The organism is Cohnella sp. GCM10027633 (assembly GCF_042675445.1).
GTDB lineage: Bacteria > Bacillota > Bacilli > Paenibacillales > Paenibacillaceae > Cohnella.
In genome coordinates this window covers 14,107-32,869 of record NZ_JBHTGV010000003.1, presented here as the reverse complement: position 1 = coordinate 32,869, position 18,763 = coordinate 14,107, and the positions used below count along the sequence as shown (strand labels likewise).

Annotated in this window: 18 protein-coding genes; all 18 read left to right on the top strand. The window is 58.8% G+C overall.

Translation table 11 applies throughout. From position 1 onward, the window contains the following. The first annotated feature begins 1 nt into the window (after position 1). The 18 genes from yfmH (at position 2) to ACFQZG_RS09135 (ending at position 18,757) form a co-directional block, all read left to right on the top strand. On the top strand, positions 2 to 1,291 hold the full coding sequence (gene yfmH, locus ACFQZG_RS09220) for an EF-P 5-aminopentanol modification-associated protein YfmH (RefSeq protein WP_378151674.1): 1,290 nt from the start codon (positions 2 to 4) through the stop codon (positions 1,289 to 1,291). Further along, positions 1,288 to 2,031, top strand: a complete 744-nt coding sequence (gene ymfI, locus ACFQZG_RS09215) for an elongation factor P 5-aminopentanone reductase (RefSeq protein ID WP_378151672.1) — start codon at positions 1,288 to 1,290, stop codon at positions 2,029 to 2,031. The genes yfmH and ymfI overlap by 4 nt, the downstream gene beginning before the upstream one ends. Positions 2,032 to 2,097: 66 nt before the next feature. Continuing rightward, positions 2,098 to 2,349 (top strand): DUF3243 domain-containing protein, encoded by a 252-nt coding sequence (locus ACFQZG_RS09210; RefSeq protein WP_378151670.1) that lies wholly within the window; start codon positions 2,098 to 2,100, stop codon positions 2,347 to 2,349. Between the two features lie 203 nt (positions 2,350 to 2,552). After that, positions 2,553 to 3,323 carry a DUF3388 domain-containing protein gene (locus ACFQZG_RS09205; protein WP_378152540.1) on the top strand — a complete coding sequence of 257 codons (771 nt, stop codon included), beginning with the start codon at positions 2,553 to 2,555 and terminating at the stop codon, positions 3,321 to 3,323. Positions 3,324 to 3,365: 42 nt separating this feature from the next. Beyond that, positions 3,366 to 4,220, top strand: coding sequence for a helix-turn-helix domain-containing protein (locus ACFQZG_RS09200; RefSeq protein ID WP_378151668.1), 855 nt, complete (start codon positions 3,366 to 3,368; stop codon positions 4,218 to 4,220). A 100-nt stretch (positions 4,221 to 4,320) separates the two neighbouring features. After that, entirely contained in the window at positions 4,321 to 4,812 is a 492-nt protein-coding gene (locus tag ACFQZG_RS09195; protein ID WP_378151666.1) for a YajQ family cyclic di-GMP-binding protein, read from the top strand. Between the two features lie 147 nt (positions 4,813 to 4,959). Continuing rightward, entirely contained in the window at positions 4,960 to 5,538 is a 579-nt protein-coding gene (gene pgsA, locus ACFQZG_RS09190; RefSeq protein WP_378151664.1) for a CDP-diacylglycerol--glycerol-3-phosphate 3-phosphatidyltransferase, read from the top strand. 44 nt (positions 5,539 to 5,582) lie between these two features. Next, positions 5,583 to 6,836 (top strand): competence/damage-inducible protein A, encoded by a 1,254-nt coding sequence (locus tag ACFQZG_RS09185; RefSeq protein ID WP_378151662.1) that lies wholly within the window; start codon positions 5,583 to 5,585, stop codon positions 6,834 to 6,836. Positions 6,837 to 7,590: 754 nt separating this feature from the next. Beyond that, complete coding sequence (gene recA / locus ACFQZG_RS09180) at positions 7,591 to 8,655, top strand: recombinase RecA (RefSeq protein WP_378151660.1); 1,065 nt, start codon at positions 7,591 to 7,593, stop codon at positions 8,653 to 8,655. 87 nt (positions 8,656 to 8,742) lie between these two features. Further along, on the top strand, positions 8,743 to 9,672 hold the full coding sequence (locus ACFQZG_RS09175; RefSeq protein ID WP_378151658.1) for a regulatory protein RecX: 930 nt from the start codon (positions 8,743 to 8,745) through the stop codon (positions 9,670 to 9,672). Between the two features lie 534 nt (positions 9,673 to 10,206). Further along, positions 10,207 to 11,748, top strand: a complete 1,542-nt coding sequence (gene rny / locus ACFQZG_RS09170; RefSeq protein ID WP_378151656.1) for a ribonuclease Y — start codon at positions 10,207 to 10,209, stop codon at positions 11,746 to 11,748. A 95-nt stretch (positions 11,749 to 11,843) separates the two neighbouring features. After that, entirely contained in the window at positions 11,844 to 12,638 is a 795-nt protein-coding gene (locus ACFQZG_RS09165) for a TIGR00282 family metallophosphoesterase (protein ID WP_378151655.1), read from the top strand. Between the two features lie 214 nt (positions 12,639 to 12,852). Continuing rightward, positions 12,853 to 13,113 carry a stage V sporulation protein SpoVS gene (gene spoVS, locus ACFQZG_RS09160; protein ID WP_027084382.1) on the top strand — a complete coding sequence of 87 codons (261 nt, stop codon included), beginning with the start codon at positions 12,853 to 12,855 and terminating at the stop codon, positions 13,111 to 13,113. A 148-nt stretch (positions 13,114 to 13,261) separates the two neighbouring features. Further along, entirely contained in the window at positions 13,262 to 14,197 is a 936-nt protein-coding gene (locus tag ACFQZG_RS09155; RefSeq protein WP_378151653.1) for a dipeptidase, read from the top strand. A gap of 190 nt (positions 14,198 to 14,387) precedes the next feature. Further along, positions 14,388 to 16,124, top strand: coding sequence for a 2-oxoacid:acceptor oxidoreductase subunit alpha (locus tag ACFQZG_RS09150; RefSeq protein WP_378151651.1), 1,737 nt, complete (start codon positions 14,388 to 14,390; stop codon positions 16,122 to 16,124). 1 nt (position 16,125) lies between these two features. Beyond that, on the top strand, positions 16,126 to 16,992 hold the full coding sequence (locus ACFQZG_RS09145; RefSeq protein WP_378151649.1) for a 2-oxoacid:ferredoxin oxidoreductase subunit beta: 867 nt from the start codon (positions 16,126 to 16,128) through the stop codon (positions 16,990 to 16,992). A gap of 106 nt (positions 16,993 to 17,098) precedes the next feature. Continuing rightward, positions 17,099 to 17,677: a phosphate propanoyltransferase gene (gene pduL / locus ACFQZG_RS09140; protein ID WP_378151647.1), complete on the top strand. Its 579-nt coding sequence runs from the start codon at positions 17,099 to 17,101 to the stop codon at positions 17,675 to 17,677. A 48-nt stretch (positions 17,678 to 17,725) separates the two neighbouring features. Then, on the top strand, positions 17,726 to 18,757 hold the full coding sequence (locus ACFQZG_RS09135; RefSeq protein WP_378151645.1) for a transglutaminase domain-containing protein: 1,032 nt from the start codon (positions 17,726 to 17,728) through the stop codon (positions 18,755 to 18,757). The last annotated feature ends 6 nt before the right edge of the window (positions 18,758 to 18,763 follow it).

The following is an 18,763-nucleotide window of genomic DNA, read 5'->3' as shown; positions in this document are numbered from 1 at the left end:
GATGCCGATCTTGGACTATCCGAATTTGCAGGAAAAGCTCTGGTACGAGAAGCTGGACAACGGGCTCGAGGTGTTCGTCCTGCCGAAGCCCGGCTTCACGAAGACGTACGCGACGTTCACGACGCGGTACGGTTCGGTAGACAACCACTTTACGCCGCCGGGCGGGGAGACGATCCGCGTGCCCGACGGCATCGCGCACTTCCTCGAGCACAAGATGTTCGAAGAGCCTGAGGGAGATATATTCTCCAAGTTCGCCGCCCAAGGCGCTTCGGCCAACGCTTATACGAGCTTCGACCGCACCGTCTACTTGTTCTCCGCGACGAAGGACGTGTCCGCCAACCTCGATACGTTGCTGCACTTCGTGCAAAATCCGTACTTCACCGACGAGAACGTCGACAAGGAGAAGGGGATCATTATCCAGGAGATCGACATGTACCGCGATAATCCGGACTGGCGCGTCTACTTCGGCTTGAACGAGGCGATGTACGCGAAGCATCCGGTCCATATCGATATCGCGGGAACGGCCGAGTCGGTTACGTCGATCACGAAGGAAATGCTGTACGACTGCTACTATGCCTTCTACCACCCGTCGAACATGACGGTGTTCGTCGTCGGCGGCGTCGATCCGGAGGAGACGCTCGCGCAAGTGAAGCGGGATCAAGCCGGCAAGACGTTCCGCGGAGGCGGCGACATCGCCCGCTTGTTCGAAGAGGAACCGCGCGGCGTGCACCAGAAGCTGAAGGAGATCAATCTGCCCGTATCGCTGCCGAAATGCATGTTCGGCTTCAAGGATGCGCCGGCGCCGGAAGGCACGGATCAAATCCGGTTCGAGATCGCGACGAAGATCATGCTCGAAGCGCTCATCGGTTCGAGCTCGGCGTTGTACCAATCGCTGTACGACGACAATCTGATCAGCGACAACTTCGGCCATGAGTTCAATACCGGGCCGGGCTACGCCTTCTCCGTCATCGGAGGCGAGACGCGCGATCCCGACGAGCTCGTCCGGCGCGTATCCGAAGCGATGGTGGAAGCGGCCGCCAAGGGCATTCCCGAGGAGATCTTCGAGCGGACGCGCAAGAAGCGGATCGGCGCGATGCTTCGCATGATGAACAGTCCGGAGGCGATCGCGAGCGAGTTCACGCGCTTCCGCTTCAAGGGAGGAGACTTGTTCCGGTCGATCGAAGCGTTCGAGAGCCTGACGCTGGACGAAGTGAACGCGAGGCTGCGCGAGCATGCGCGGCCGGAGCAATTGGCGGTGGCGGTCGTAAGAAGCGGAGGCGAACCTTCTTGACGCGCGTCGCGCTAGTCACCGGCGGTTCCCGAGGGATCGGGGCCGCGGTGGCCGTGCGGCTCGCCTCGGACGGGGTCGACGTCATCGTGCAATATTACGCCGCCGGGGAACAAGCGGAAGCGGTGGCCGCGCGCTGCCGCTCCATGGGCGCCAGAGCGGTCGCCGTGCGCGCGGATGCCCGGTCCGGCTCCTCGCTGCGCGAGATGAAGGCCATGCTCGACGCGGACGGCTGGATGCCGGATATCGTCGTTCATTGCGCCGGCGTCGCGCATTACGGCTTACTCGAGGAGACGGATGAGGCGTTATTGGACGATATTCTCGGCTTGCATCTGAAGAGCGCCTACCATCTGACGAAGCTGTACGGTCCCGCGATGGCGTGGGGCAGAAGGGGCAGATTCGTCCATCTATCCAGCCTGTGGGGCGTCGTCGGCGCCGCCGGGGAAGCGATCTACGCGGCGTCCAAGGGCGGGTTGAACGCTTTCGTCAAGTCGATGGCGAAGGAGCTGGCGTCTTCCGGCGTCACGGTCAACGCGGTCGCCCCCGGCGCGATCGACACGGACATGCTCGCCTCTCTCGACGATTCGGACAAGGCGTCCCTTCGCGCCGCGATACCGCTCGGCCGGCTGGGCAAGCCGGAGGAAGTCGCGGACTTGGTACGCTTCCTCGTCTCCGACGATGCGTCGTACGTGACGGGCCAAGTGATCGGCTTGAACGGCGGCTGGAACGGGGAAGGCGCATAAAACGGGGGATTCCGGCGCATATTATCGATGAGCTTTTATCCCGTTCCACCACGAGGAGGCTGCTACATGTCAACCGTACTCAGCGATTTCGACACTTGGAAGAAGTTTTTGGGCGACCGCGTCAGCGCCGCCAAGAAGCTAGGCATCAACGAAGAAGCGATCTCCAAGCTTGCTTACGAGATCGGTTCGTTCCTCGACGCGAAGGTCGATCCGAAGAACGACGAGGAACGCGTGCTTAAAGAGCTGTGGGACGTAGGGGACGAAGGCGATCGGAAGACGATGGCGAAGCTGATGGTGAAGCTCGCCGATCAAAGCTGACGCAAGTCGCAATCATTCGGGAAGCCTCCGCAAGGAGGCTTTCTGTCCGATATGGCTTGCAAGCGCGTTATTTCGCGTTCCGCATAGGACTTTCGCATTAATAAATCGTTTTATTTTGCAGGATAACGGCGAGCGTTGTAGAATAACAAAGAATGACGAAAAAATCGCAGCAAGACGTCGCTTGAATCGGATGAGGTGCAATGATGGAGCCTAAACAATGGTACATGGAATATAAAATTCATAAGAATAGGCCGGGCTTGCTCGGCGATATCGCTTCGCTGCTCGGGATGCTGGAAGTGAACATACTGACGATCAACGGCGTGGAAGACCGGACGCGCGGCATGCTGCTGCAGACGGACGACGACGAGAAGATCGAACTGCTCGGCAAGATGCTGACCAAGGTAGAGAATATTACCGTAAACACGATTCGGCCTCCGCGGCTGACGGATATATTGGCGGTTCGGCACGGCCGTTACATCGAGAGGGATTCCGACGATCGGAAGACGTTCCGCTTCACGCGGGACGAGCTCGGCCTCCTCGTCGATTTCCTCGGAGAGCTGTTCAAGCGCGAAGGCAATCAGACGATCGGCCTTCGCGGCATGCCTCGCGTCGGCAAGACCGAATCGATCATCGCGGGCAGCGTCTGCGCGAACAAACGTTGGACGTTCGTATCGTCGACGTTGCTCAGACAGACGGTACGCAGCCAGCTGTCGGAAGAAGAGATGAATCCGAACAACGTGTTCATCGTCGACGGCATCGTGAGCACGATCCGCTCGAACGAGAAGCATTACGCGCTGCTGCAAGAACTGATGGCGATGAACTCGACGAAAGTGATCGAGCATCCGGATATTTTCGTCAGGGAATCCCAATTCGATTACGACGTATTCGACTTCATTGTCGAACTGCGCAATACGCCGGACGAAGAGATCTCGTACGAGAACTTCACGACGGCCGGCATGGACGACGACCTGTAATCTTACATAACGATAGAAGTTGATAATCGAGGAGGTGAAGTCATGTCCGATCTGGGTGCGCTGCTGCGCAAGGCGCGCGAGCATCGCGGCTACTCGCTCGACGATGTCCAGGAACTCACGAAGATCCGCAAACGGTATTTGGAAGCGATCGAAACCGGCGATTACAAAGTGCTGCCGGGTTCCTTCTACGTCCGCGCGTTCGTGAAGACCTATGCCGAGACGGTCGGGCTTGATGCCGAGGAAGTGTTGCGGCTGTACCAGAAGGAGCTGCCGAAGTCGGCTTCGGTCGAGATCGGATCGGTCGAGCCGCGCATGCAGCCGAAGCGCCGCAGCGTTCAGCATAACGACAGATGGGGCAAAGTCGCGGTGTCGCTGCTCATGTGGGCGTTCCCGATTCTGATCGCCGCCGTCATCTATATTTATTACGCGAATACGAAGGACTCGGATCCGGAAGAGCTGGGTACCCCGCCGCCGATCACGTCCGACACGGCGACGCCGTCGCCGAGCATGACCGCCACGCCTACGCCGTCGCCGACCCCAACGCCGACTCCGACGCCGCCGCTTGTGCGGGTGGAGCTCACGGAGACGAAGTCGGGCAAGCAGTTCTATACCGTCACGGGCGGCAGCAAGATCGAAGTCGAAGTAACCGGCTACGTCTGGCTCGGCGTGTATCCGGGATCGGTGGCGAAGGGCAAGGGCCTCTATAACAAGACGATCACGGAGAAGGACGTTCCGGTGTCGCTCAGCTATCCGCTCGACCAGCAGCTGTACGTTAACGCCGGCCGGTCGGACCGGATCTCGATCAAGATCGACGGCGTCCCGTTCGACGACGGGGACAAGCCCACCGCGGGCAGGTTCGTCTTCACGCCGGCGACGGGAGAAGCGCAATCGGAATAACGACAATCGAGCCCTCTTCGGAGGGCTTTTCGTTTTTAGGAACGGAACGATCGTGCTATAATGGAAGAAAATTCGGGCAAGCGAAAGGAAGATTGGCGCAATGGCATCAGAATATTCGTTCGACGTCGTATCCAAAGTGGACATGCAGGAAGTGAACAACGCGGTCACGCAAGCGATGCGGGAAATCGAGACTCGCTTCGACTTCAAAGGAAGCAAGAGCGACATCAAGCTGGAGAACGAGCAGCTCGTCGTGGCTTCGGACGACGATTACAAGCTGAAGGGCGTCATCGACATCCTGCAGACGAAGCTGATCAAGCGCGGCGTTCCGATTCTGAACCTGGACTACGGGAAGATCGAGCCCGCCTCCGGGGGCACCGTTCGCCAAGTCATCAAGCTGAGACAGGGCATCGATCAGGAGAACGCGAAGAAGATCAATATCCTGATCCGGGACTCGAAGCTGAAGGTCAAAAGCCAGATTCAAGGAGACCAACTGCGAGTGACGGGCAAGAGCAAGGACGACCTCCAGAGCATCATGGGCCTTCTTCGCGGAGCGGGCCTGCCGCTCGAATTACAATTCTCGAATTATCGCTAAACGACGGCTTTTGACACGTATATAGCGTTCGTTTATACTTTGATGTGGGTTATCGTTACGGACGAACGGTTGGGGGATAGAAGCGATGCAAGAGTTAGTTAACATCACGCACGCATACGAATATGGGCTTTCAGGGGAGGGAATCGCGTGAACCTCGCCAACCGGATAACGCTTGCGCGTATTTTTCTCGTTCCGATCATGACGTTCTTCCTGCTCGTGAAGCTGGACGTGAACGATCTGTCGATCGGCAACTATTCGATCTCATGGAACCAAGTGTTCGCGCTGCTGCTGTTCATTATCGCGGCGAGCACCGACGGCTTGGACGGGTACATCGCCCGCAAACGCAAAATCGTCACCAATCTAGGCAAGCTGCTCGATCCGCTCGCCGACAAGCTGCTGATCGCGGCCGTACTTATTTCGCTCGTCGAAATACATAAGCTGGACGCCTGGGTAGCGATCGTCATCATCAGCCGCGAATGGGCCGTTACCGGCTTGCGTCAAGTCGCGTTGCTCGACGGCTCGGTCATGGCGGCAAGCAAATGGGGCAAGTGGAAGACGGCGGTGCAGATTACGATGGTCATCGTCATTCTGCTCAACAACTTCCCGTTCAACTTCATCGAGCTTCGCTTCGACGTCGTGACGATCTGGGCGGCCGTCATCATTACGGTCTACTCCGGCGTGGACTATTTCGTAAAGAACAAAAACTTGATTCCGGTGAACGACTGATCGTGTCGTTCGTCTCGGGTACATAACGAGGTGCAACCGTACGCATGAGAGCAGAGATCATTGCCGTAGGCACGGAACTGCTCCTCGGTCAGATCGTTAACACGAACGCCCAGTTTCTGTCGAGAGGGTTGGCAGAGCTGGGCATTGATGTTTATTATCAGACCGTGGTGGGAGACAACAAGGAACGATTGATCCAAGCGATCGAGATCGGAAGGGGAAGGGCGGACCTGCTCGTGTTCACCGGCGGTCTCGGACCGACGATGGACGATTTGACGCGCGACGCGCTCGCCGAGTATCTCGGCCGGGGCGTGTCGCTGCACGAACCGACGATGAACAAGATCATGTCGATGTTCTCGGGCCGCGGAGGCGCGTTCATCGAGAGCAATCGCCGCCAGGCGCTGCTCGTCGACGGGGCGGAGCCGCTGCGCAACGACACGGGTCTTGCGGTCGGCAACGCGCTTAGCGCGGACGGGACGCACTACTTACTGTTGCCGGGGCCGCCGCGCGAGATGAAACCGATGTTCGCGAACGACGGGTCTACATGGCTGAAGTCGCTCATGGGCGAAGCGGACGCTCTGCATTCGGTTATGCTGAAATTCGCCGGCATCGGGGAGTCGGGACTCGAGGACTTGCTGATCGATCTGATCCGCGAGCAGCAGGATCCGACGATCGCTCCGTACGCCGCGGAAGGCGAAGTAACGATTCGCGTGTCGACGAAGGCGTCCGGCGAGGAGGAAGCGGCTCGCAAGCTGGAACCGACGTTGATGGAAATCCGGGGACGCACGCCGCTTCATCTCTATGCGGAAGAAGATATTCCGATCGAAGCAGCGGTCATTCGCTTGCTCGCGTCCCAGCGCCGCACGGTCGCGTTGGCCGAAAGCTGCACGGGCGGCATGGTGGCCGCGATGCTGACGACGGTACCCGGCAGCGCGGACGCGTTCCGCGGGGGCGTGGTGAGCTACAGCAACTTGCTGAAGCACCGCGCGCTGGGGGTTCCTTCGGCGTTGCTCGAGGGCAACGATGCGCCGGGCGCGGTGAGCGCGGAGACGGCTTCGGCGATGGCCGAGGGCGCGCGCGAGCTGGCGGACGCGGACTTCGCCGTGTCGATTACCGGCGTGGCCGGGCCGGCGTCGTCGGAAGGCAAACCGGTCGGCCTCGTGTACATCGGGCTGGCGGAGCGGGGCAAGGAGACGCGGACGACGCAGCTGCAGCTGTCCGGCGACCGCGAGGGCATCCGCCTTCGCGCGTCGAAGCGGGCGCTGTACTTGCTGTGGCTCGCGCTGACGGGCCGGGGGTAAACTATGGGAGGCGCTGCTGGGCAAGCGCCTTATGGGCATTATCCCGTTGCGTCAGGCGGGGAGGCTGGGAGCGTTGGGGCGCGCGTCTTTGCGGGAATCTCGCGGAGAGTAACGGTGTGTCATGGCGCTAAATCCGCGAGTGTCGGGTTTTGTGGGGAATAACGCTGTGTCATGGCGCTAAATCTGCGAGTGTCGCGTCTTGTGCGAAATAACGCTGTGTCATGGCGCTAAATCTGCGAATGTCGGGTCTCGTGCGAAATAACGCTGTGTCATGGCGCTAAATCTGCGAATGTCGGGTCTCGTGCGAAATAACGCTGTGTCATGGCGCTAAATCCGCGAGTGTCGCGTTTTGTGGGGAATAACGCTGTGTCATGGCGCTATACCGCAGAAGAGCACGTACCGAACAAACCTTATCATCACTATCCCGTCGAGTCAGGGCGTTGGCTGCCGGAAACGGCAAGACTAAATAGTTAGCGCGTTCACAATTCTGTCAAACATGGTCTTTCAAGGAAGCTTGTCATCCGCAGTCGGTTATGATAAAGTTTTGTTGAAAGTTTCGGAAGAACCGGGGCGAAGATAACTTTGCTTCGGTTTTTTTTCGGAGAAAAATCGAACAAACGTTCTCGAAAGACTTGGCAAACGCTCGAAAACGCGGTATGATAGATTCATAAACGAACAGATGTTCTCAAAATGCTTGGCAAACGACCGCAAACGCGGTATGATGAAACTATTAAAGGATAAGGATGTGGGTGTGTTGTCAGATCGTCGCGCCGCATTAGACATGGCTTTGCGCCAGATTGAGAAGCAATTCGGTAAAGGTTCGATCATGAAGCTCGGCGAGAACGCCCATCTGCAAGTCGAGACGTCCTCCAGCGGCGTATTGGCGCTCGATATCGCCCTCGGCATCGGCGGGTTCCCGCGCGGACGTATTATAGAAGTGTACGGACCGGAATCGTCCGGTAAGACGACGGTCGCGCTCCACGCGATCGCGGAAGTTCAACGGAACGGCGGACAAGCGGCGTTCATCGACGCCGAGCATGCGCTCGACCCGATTTACGCGAGAAACCTCGGCGTCAACATCGACGAGCTGCTGCTCTCGCAGCCGGATACGGGCGAGCAAGCGCTCGAAATCGCGGAAGCGCTCGTACGCAGCGGCGCCGTAGACATTATCGTCGTCGACTCGGTCGCGGCGCTCGTGCCGAAAGCCGAGATCGAAGGCGACATGGGCGATTCGTTCGTCGGCCTGCAAGCGCGTTTGATGTCCCAAGCGATGCGCAAGCTGTCCGGCGCGATCAGCAAGTCGAAGTCGATCGCGATCTTCATCAACCAATTGCGCGAGAAAGTCGGCGTCATGTTCGGCAACCCGGAGACGACGCCGGGCGGACGCGCGCTCAAGTTCTACGCCAGCGTACGTCTCGACGTTCGCCGCGTCGAATCGATCAAGCAAGGCAACGACGTCGTCGGTAACCGGACGAAGATCAAGGTCGTGAAGAACAAAGTCGCGCCTCCGTTCAAGCAAGCGGACGTGGACATCATGTACGGCGAAGGCATCTCCAAAGAAGGCAGCATCATCGACATCGGCGCGGAGCAAGATATCGTGCAGAAGAGCGGCGCGTGGTTCTCCTTCTCCGGCGAGCGTCTCGGCCAAGGCCGCGAGAACGCGAAACAGTATTTGAAGGATCACCCGGACATTTCTCTGAAGATCGAGACACAAATTCGCGAGCTGCTTCTTAGTTCTGCAGCTAAGGCTAAGGCGGCTTCCGCGGCGAGCAGCGCCGCCGATGAAGACGAGGACGATTCGGAGTTCGCGGAAGAATAATATCGCAAGGAAACGAATGGAAACAGCTAGCGGCATATTGTGCCGCTATTTGTTTTTTTCTAACGAATGGCCGAGAGGTGGGACACAATGGTAAAGCCGAAGCGTCCGGGTCGATGGGGCGGCAACTCGAAGGATCAGCGCGTCGACGATAACGTCGCGGCGGATCCGCGCACCGTCATCGGAGCGACGATCGTCTCCATGGAAGCGCATCTGAGAAGATCGAAGATGTATAAGATTACGTTGGAGCTCGAGTTCGAGACGGATGAAGACGATCCTGAACTAGGGGGATACCGGGACAAGCGGAACACTTCTCCAGAGCAAGCCAACGAAGAGGATAAGAGCGGGTCGTGGCACGACGAAGTCGACGCCTTGATCGTGAGCGCGCAGACGGCGACGGAGCCTGGAGAAGCAACGCTAACGATCCACGAGGATACGCTGGTCGGTTGGCGCCTGTTGAAGGGGCGTCGGTTTACCGGAGAAGAATACAGGCTGTTGCTCGAGGAAGAACGGAAGGAAGAGGCGTATCGCGACGCGCTGGCGATGCTCGAGCGCAAAGCTCGAACGACGACGGAGCTGTCCAGGGCGCTGAAGCGCAAGGGCTATGCGCAAGAAGCGGTCTCGGGAGCGATCGATCGGCTGCGAGCGAACCGCATGGTGGACGATTCCGCGTTCGCGAAGCGATTCGCCGAGCAGCGGGCGACGAATCAGCGCAAAGGCCGGATGCTCATCCGCCAAGAATTGCTTCAGCGGGGCGTCGGACGTCCCGACATCGATGAAGCGATCGAACAGATCGAGCCGGAGGTCGAGCAGCAATCTGCGCTGGCGCTCGCTCGCAAGAAGTGGCCGACGACGGGCAGCGAGAGGGAACGCAAGATGAAGGTGATGGCGATGCTCATGAGGCGCGGCTATACCGGCTCCGTCGTCAAGTCGGCCGTCCAGCAAGCGGCTTCCGAGGCGGGCGACGATAGGGACGAAGACGACGCGGAGTGGAACGAGTACGACGAGTCGATGGATTGAGCGATGCTGCCCGGCGAGCTCGCTGTCCGTCGGCCGAATCGGAGAGGGAGACCGGCTCCCGGATACGTACCCGAAACCTTCGATCACCGTACACGAAACCTTCGATCACCGTACCCGAAATCTTCAATCACCGTATCCGGAACCAGTCGGCACCTTCCCGGAAGGTCCCGAGCACCGTGCCCGGAACCTTCCGGGAAGCTCTCCGAGCCGGATGTTTTCTACGCCGAAATAGCGCGGAGAACGTCACCGCGCGATTCGACGCGAAGCCGTTCGCTCGCCTAAGGGCAGCGAATCGAACGAAGCTTGCCATTATGGTGGCTTGACAAGCTATTTTCACAAAAGATACAATGATTTTGTATTAACCCTTCTCTTTCCGAAATCGGTTTCCTTCCAAAATCGGCTTCGGATCACGTTTTTTCGACCTTAAATGCAATGTTCACACGACAACAAAACGGTTTGGAAACCGGCAATGAACCAATTGAATAAGTATCCCCAAGCGAAACGCCTTGGTGATGCAACGAGGAGGTGAAGACCATGCCTGCATTAATCTGGGTCTTGATCGTTCTCGTTGTTGGCATCCTTAGCTTTGGGATCGGTTATGTCGTACGCAAATCCATTGCGGAAGCCAAAATTTCCAGTGCCGAGACGGCCGCGGGACAAATCGTCGAAGCGGCTAAGAAGGAAGCGGAAGCGCTTCGCAAGGAAACGGTACTGGAAGCCAAAGACGAGGTGCACAAGCTCCGTAACGAAGCGGAACGCGACATTCGCGAACGCCGCAACGAAATTCAACGCCTGGAAAGGCGGCTGCTACAGAAGGAAGAGTCGCTGGATCGCAAACTCGAAGCGTTGGAACGCAAAGAGGAGCAAGTCGCCAACAAAGAGAAACGTATCGAAGAGATGCAAGACCAGATCGAACTGCTGCATAAGCAACAGGTAACGGAATTGGAGCGTATCTCGAACCTGTCGACGGAAGACGCGAAGCAAATGATTCTAACGACCGTCGAGCAGGAAGTGCGCCACGAAACCGCGCAATTGATCAAGGAGATCGAATCGCAAGCCAAGGAAGAGGGCGACAAGAAAGCCCGCGACATCATCTCTCTCGCCATTCAGCGCTGCGCCGCGGACCACGTGGCGGAGACGACGGTATCCGTCGTATCGCTGCCTAACGAAGAGATGAAGGGACGGATTATCGGTCGCGAAGGCCGCAACATTCGCGCGCTGGAGACGTTGACGGGGATCGACCTCATCATCGACGACACGCCGGAAGCGGTCATCCTGTCCGGCTTCGATCCGATTCGCCGCGAAATCGCGAGAACTTCACTCGAGAAGCTCGTCGCGGACGGACGAATTCATCCGGCCCGCATCGAAGAGATGGTGGAGAAGTCCCGCAAGGAAGTGGACGAGAGAATTCGGGAGTACGGGGAACAAGCGACGTTCGAAGTGGGCGTCCATGGCCTCCACCCGGATCTGATCAAAATCCTCGGCCGTCTGAAATTCCGGACAAGCTACGGCCAGAACGTGCTGAAGCACTCGATGGAAGTCGCGTACTTGACCGGCCTGATGGCAGCCGAATTGGGCGAAGACGTGACGCTTGCGAAACGCGCCGGATTGCTGCACGATATCGGGAAAGCGCTCGACCACGAAGTGGAAGGCTCGCATGTCGAGATCGGCGTGGAATTGGGCAAGAAGTACAAGGAACATCCGGTCGTCATTAACAGTATCGCGTCCCACCATGGCGATGTCGAAGCGACTTCGGTCATCGCGATGCTCGTAGGCGCGGCCGACGCGCTGAGCGCGGCTCGTCCGGGCGCGCGTCGCGAGACGCTGGAGACGTACATTCGCCGGCTCGAGAAGCTGGAAGAGATCTCCGAATCGTTCGACGGCGTCGAGAAGTCGTACGCCATCCAAGCCGGACGCGAAGTTCGCGTTATGGTTCAACCGGAGAAGATCGACGATACGGAGGCGTTCCGCCTCGCGCGCGATATCACGAAGAAGATCGAGGGTGAACTGGATTATCCGGGTCACATCAAGGTTACGGTCATTCGCGAGACGCGCGCCGTAGAGTACGCGAAATAACGAACGGTAATGCAGGGAAGGCTGAGAAGTGGCTGCGGCAATTGCAGCCACTTTTCTTTATTGCTCGCAAGCAAGCATCGGAAGGATGAGTAGTCATGAGAGTCGTGTTCATCGGCGATATCGTCGGCAACGTCGGGAGAGATACCGTGAAGCGTCTGCTTCCCTGGTTGAAAGATAAATACCAACCCCATATCATTATCGCGAACGGGGAGAACGCGGCCGGCGGGCGCGGCATTAACGCAGCGATCACGCGCGAGCTGTACGAATGGGGCGTCCATGGCATTACGATGGGCAACCATACGTGGGATAACCGCGAAATCTTCGAGTTCATCGACGACGAATCCCGCATGATCCGTCCTTCGAACTTGCCGCACGGCACGCCGGGACGCGGAAGCATGATCGTCAAGGGAGGCGGCAAAGAGCTCGGCGTCGTCAACCTGATCGGACGGACGTTCCTTCCGCCGGCGGAATGCCCGTTCCGCGTCGCGGACGAGGAAGTCGAAGAGCTGCGCAAGCGGACGAAGTGCATCCTGGTCGACTTCCATGCGGAAGCGACGAGCGAGAAGATCGCCATGGGCTGGCATATGGACGGCTACGCGTCGCTCGTCGTCGGAACGCATACGCACGTGCAGACGAACGACGCTCGCATATTGCCGGGCGGTACGGCATACGTCACTGACGCGGGCATGACGGGGCCGCGCGACGGGGTGCTCGGCATGGACAGGGACACGGTCGTGCGCAGGTTCATTACCGGCATGCCTGCCAGGTTCACGGTCGCCGAGGGCAAGTGGATCTTAAGCGGCGTATTCGTCGACATCGACGAAGCGACGGGACGGGCGACCAAAGTGCAACTCATCTCCGTCGACGAGGACAATTGGATCGCCGTGTAACTATTATCAGATTATATTGACAATTTCATGGCCATACCTTCTCGGAAAAGAAGGAATTTTCGGTCGGGCTCACGAATATGTATGCCTTAGTGGGCCCATCCTTATGATTCCTACTGCAGCCGACCCCGCATCCATCGCTAACGTTGCAGGCAAGATGCAACCGATTCTCTCGCGTACAGCCTAGTGTTGGTTGTCATAAGAGGAGGTAATGGTCATGGAAGTCTTGAAAGTATCCGCAAAGTCGAATCCTAATTCCGTAGCCGGAGCACTGGCAGGCGTGCTTCGCGAACGCGGGGCTGCCGAATTGCAGGCAATCGGCGCGGGAGCGCTCAATCAAGCGGTGAAAGCGGTGGCGATCGCGCGCGGTTTCGTCGCGCCGAGCGGCGTGGATCTGATCTGCATCCCGGCCTTTACGGATATCGTAATCGACGGGGAAGATCGCACGGCGATCAAGTTGATCGTCGAACCGAGGTAAGACGATACAGATATAACGATAGTACGGTCGACCTGTTACGCAGATGACATGCTGAAGCGATGAGCGCGCGCGTTCGTCCATGGCATCTTCGCGGCAGGTTTTTTTGTGCGCGCGCCAAGGGATTAATCGATTCGGGAGGGGAATAACTGTGAAGGTAACGGATCTGCATGCCGACGTGATCTGCAAGCTGCTGGAGAATCCCGGGATGCGTTGGGGCAACGACGCTCGCGACGATCTATTCGACGTGACGCCGCAGCGGCTCTCGGAAGGCGGAATATCGCTGCAAGTGTTCGCGCTATACTTGCCGGACAAGGTGGCTCGCAATACGGATACGCTGTTCAGAGCGGCGGAGCTGTTCTGGAGCGAGATCCTGACGTCGCCGCGCATGAAGCTGATCCGCAGACCGGGCGACATCGCGGACGCGGAGCGCGAGGGACGGATCGGCGCGATCCTGTCCTTGGAGGGAGCGGACGGCTTGCAAGGCCAGCTGTGGGCGCTGCGGCTCATGCATCGTCTCGGCCTGCGCTTGCTCGGACCGACGTGGAACAACGCGAACTGGGCATGCGACGGGGCGATGGAGCCGCGCGGAGGCGGCTTGACGCGCGCGGGCAAGGAGCTTGTCGCCGAGTGTGGCAAGCTCGGCATTCTGATCGACGTCTCCCATTTGTCCGAACGCGGATTTTGGGATGTCTCGCAGCAGTCGGCGAAGCCGATTTTTGCATCGCATTCGAACGTTCGAGCGTATAAAGAGCATCCGAGAAATTTGCGGGATGACCAGTTGAAGGAGTTGATCCGGGCGGGCGGCTTGATCGGCGTCACGTTCGTGCCCTGGTTCTTGACCGAGCGCGAGCAGGCGACGACCGACGACGTGCTGCGCCACGTGGAATACGTCTGCGCGTTCGGCGGCGAATCGAACGTCGCGTTCGGCTCCGACTTCGACGGCATCGACCGCCATCCGGTCGGGCTGCGCCATCCGGGCCAATACCCGGCATTGATAGAAGCTCTCCTGAAGAGATACCCGGAATCGCTCGTGCGCGGGTTCGCCGGCGAGAACGCCAATCGCTTCTTCGCGAAAAATCTCTGAATCGAATGATGGAATATGTAATCGTTCTCATATGGGCATGAATTCCATCGAAAACGGTTATTAGTCGTTTACGCGAATAGGTCTTGCATTTTATACGGCGTGCACATAAGATTTAACTGTTTGATCATTTAAATTATATTGGGATTAGTGTCGAAAATCGACGAACGTAAGCTTAAGAGGAGATGGGCATGTGATCAGTCAACTGTCATGGAAAATCGGCGGCCAGCAAGGGGAAGGCGTCGAGAGTACGGACCGTATTTTCTCGACAGCGCTTAACCGGTTGGGTTATTACCTGTACGGGTACCGTCACTTTTCCTCGCGGATCAAGGGCGGACACACGAACAACAAAATCCGCATTAGCACGAACCCGATTCGAGCGATATCCGACGACCTAGACATCCTTGTTGCGTTCGACCAAGAGACCATCGATCTGAACGCGCACGAGCTTCGCGAAGGCGGAGTTATCGTGGCGGACGCGAAGTTCTCCCCGACGGTCCCGGAAGGCGTGCAAGCGCGCCTGTTCGCAGTTCCGATCACGGCGATCGCCGAAGAGCTTGGTACATCCCTAATGAAAAATATGGTCGCGTCCGGGGCTTCTTGGGCGCTGCTCGGCCTGTCCATGGACGTCTTCAATAAAGCGGTGGAAGAAGAGTTCGGACGCAAAGGGCCGGCTATCGTCGAGAAGAACATCGAGGCGGTGCGCCGCGGCGCGGAATTCGTCCTCGAGCAAGCGGGCGGACCGCTCGAAGAGTTCAAGCTGGCCGACGCCGACGGCAAGCAGAAGCTGTTCATGATCGGCAACGAAGCAATGGCGCTCGGCACGCTCGCGGCAGGCTGCCGCCTCATGTCCGCGTATCCGATTACACCGGCCTCCGAGATCATGGAATGGCTCATCAAGAAGCTGCCGAAATTCGGCGGCACCGTCGTTCAGACGGAAGACGAGATCGCGGCGGTCACGATGGCGATCGGCGCGAACTACGCGGGCGTCCGCACGATGACCGCTTCCGCGGGTCCGGGGTTGTCCCTCATGATGGAAGCGATCGGCCTGTCCGGTATGACCGAGACGCCGCTCGTCATCGTCGATACGCAGCGCGGCGGTCCGTCCACGGGCTTGCCGACGAAGCAGGAGCAATCGGACATTAACGCGCTGATCTACGGTACGCACGGCGAGATTCCGAAAGTGGTAGTTGCGCCGAGCACGATCGAGGAATGCTTCTACGATATGATCGAAGGCTTCAATATATCGGAGGAATATCAAGTACCGGTCATTATCGCGACCGACCTGCAGCTGTCTCTCGGCAAGCAGACATGCGAGACGCTCGACTACGACAAGATCGAGATCAAGCGCGGCAAGCTGCTCTCGGGCGACCTCCCGGCGACGGAGGACAACAAGCTGTTCAAGCGGTACGAGTTCACCGAGGACGGGGTATCCCCTCGCGTCGTGCCGGGCATGAAGCACGGCATTCACCACGTGACCGGGGTCGAGCACGACCAAGAGGGCCGGCCTTCCGAGAACGCGCTCAACCGCGAGAAGATGATGGATAAGCGGCTCGGCAAGCTGAACAAGCTGCGCATTACGGACGCGATCAAAGCGGACGCGCCTCACGCGAATCCGGATCTGCTCATCGTCGCGATGGGCTCGACCGGCGGCACGATCGAGGAGGCGCGCGAGCGCCTGACGGCAGACGGCGTCGCGACGAACCGCGTCATGGTGCGCCAGATGCATCCGTTCCCGAGCGACTTGCTGGCGCCGCATATCGCGAGCGCGAAGACGGTCGTCGTGCTCGAGAACAACGCGACTGGACAGCTCGCGAACTTGATCAAGCTGAACGTCGGCTCGCACGACAAGATCCGCAACCTGCTTAAATACGACGGAACGCCGTTCCTGCCTTCGGAAATTCACCAAGCGTGCAAGGAGCTGAAGTAAGATGGCGACATTCAAAGAGTTTCGCAACAACGTGAAGCCGAACTGGTGCCCGGGCTGCGGCGACTTCTCCGTACAGGCGGCGATCCAACGCGCGGCGGCGAACGTGGGTCTGGAACCGGAACAGCTCGCGGTCATCTCCGGCATCGGCTGCTCGGGCCGGATATCCGGCTATATTAACGCGTACGGCTTGCACGGCATTCATGGCCGCGCGCTGCCGATCGCGCAAGGCGTGAAGCTGGCGAACCGCGAGTTGACCGTTATCGCGTCGGGCGGCGACGGCGACGGCTTCGCGATCGGAATGGGCCATACGGTCCACGCGATCCGCCGCAACCTGGACGTGACGTACATCGTCATGGACAACCAGATCTACGGCCTCACGAAGGGCCAGACGTCCCCTCGTTCGGCGGAAGGCTTCAAGACGAAGTCGACGCCGGAAGGCTCGATCGAGTCGACGCTGTCTCCGCTGGAGATCGCTTTGTCGGCCGGCGCTACGTTCGTCGCGCAATCGTTCTCGAGCGACTTGAAGCAGCTCACGGCGCTCATCGAAGCGGGCCTGCAGCATAAGGGCTTCTCGCTCATCAACGTGTTCAGCCCGTGCGTGACGTTCAACAAGATCAACACGTACGATTGGTTCAAGGAGAACATCGTCAACCTGGATCAATTCCCGGAATACGATCCTTCGAACCGTATCGCGGCGATGACGAAGATCATGGAGACGCACGGCATGCTGACCGGTCTGATCTATCAGAACAAGGAGCGCAAGTCGTACGAGGATCTCGCGGTGGGCTTCAAGCAAGAGGGCCTCGCGAAGCAAGACATCAAACTGTCGCGCGAAGACTTCGACAAGCTGCTCACGGAGTTCAAATAAGGTTCACGATTGAAGAGGCGTACGGGCTTTGTCCCGTGCGCCTCTTGCGCTATACTGAGGGCATGAGCCACAATTTAACATCCCTGCAGAGAGGCCGTGATGCAACATGACAGAACCGAGACGAGTGCCGATCGGAATATCGGCGCGCCATATCCATCTATCGAGCGAGCATGTGCGGGCGCTGTTCGGCGAAGGGGCCGAGCTGACCGCGTTCAAGCCGTTGTCGCAGCCGAACCAATACGCGGCGAACGAGACGGTCGCCGTCCACGGGCCGAAGGGTTCGTTCGCCAAAGTGCGCATTCTCGGGCCCGTGCGCAAGGAGACGCAGCTGGAAGTGTCGCGCACGGACGCGTTCGCGCTCGGGTTGAACCCGCCGGTTCGCGAGTCGGGCAACATCGAAGGATCGCCCGGCATCCGCATCGTCGGTCCGGCGGGAGAAGTGACGGTGGACCGGGGCGTCATCGTGGCCGCGCGCCATATTCACTTCCATACAACGGACGCGGAGCGGTGGGGCATCGCGGATAAGCAAATGCTGCGGGTACGCGCCGGCGGCGAGCGCGGGGTCGTGTTCGAGCAAGTACTCGCGAGGGTGTCCGAGCAGTTCGCGCTGGACATGCACATCGATACGGACGAAGGCAATGCGGCGGGCCTCGCGACGGGCGACTTCGGCGAGATCCTGGACTAGCGCGCGCCATCTCGGCATAAGCTGAACGAATCTGGAGGCGATACGAATATGCGGAAAATCGCGAGCATGATGCTAATGATCGGGCTGCTGCTGCTGTCGGGAAGCCCGCTTGCCCTTGCGGCGACCCCGACGGCGGTCGAGCAAATCTCGGCGCAGCTGGCCGCGCGCTCGGCGACGTTCACGCTGTCGCTGCCGGACTTGAAGCAGGCGGAAGCGGTGTTCAAGCAAGCGATGCAAGCCGACGATTACACCGGCATGATCGTGAAGAGCTATACGATCCGTACGAAGGGCGTCGCGGGCTCGAAGAAAGGATCGGCGACGTACAAGGTCGTCTATCTGGAGAGCAAGGCGCAATCGGATTACGTGACGGCGCAGGCGAAAGCGATCGTGGCGAAGCTTACGACGAGCAAGATGAACGATTTCCAGAAAGAGAAGATCCTGCACGATTACATCGCCTCTCACGTGACGTACGACGACGCGCTGCGCAACTATTCGGCTTACGAAGCGCTCAAGACGGGACGCGCGGTGTGCCAAGGCTACGCGCTCTTGACGTACCGGATCATGACGGAAGCCGGCATACCGGTTCATATCGTATCGGGATCGGTCAGCACGGGGCTGCATGCTTGGAATAAAGTGATGCTCGGCGGCGCTTGGTACAACGTCGATACGACGTGGAATTCGCAGAAGACGGGCGTCGAGTACCGCTACTTCAACGTGACGGACGCGGCGCTGAAGCGGGACCACTCGTGGCAGGCGAACGGGCTGCCCGCGGCGACGACGGATTATCGCGGCACGCTGGAAGCGAAGATCAAGGCGAAGGACAAGTTCGCGATCGCCTATCAGTCGATCTTGAACGATCTCGGCGAACAAGCTGCAACGTTGGATGAAGCGATTAACGTCATTAACGATGCCATCTCCGATAAGAAGGCGACCGTGAAGTTCACGTACGTCTACGGCAAGCGGAATCTTCGCCAAGACGTTCAGGCGATGATGGACGGTCAAGAGGGCGCGAAGAAGATTGCAATCTCTTATAGTTACGCTAGCGGGACGGCTACGATCGAGGCGAAGCTCGGCTATTGACCGCGG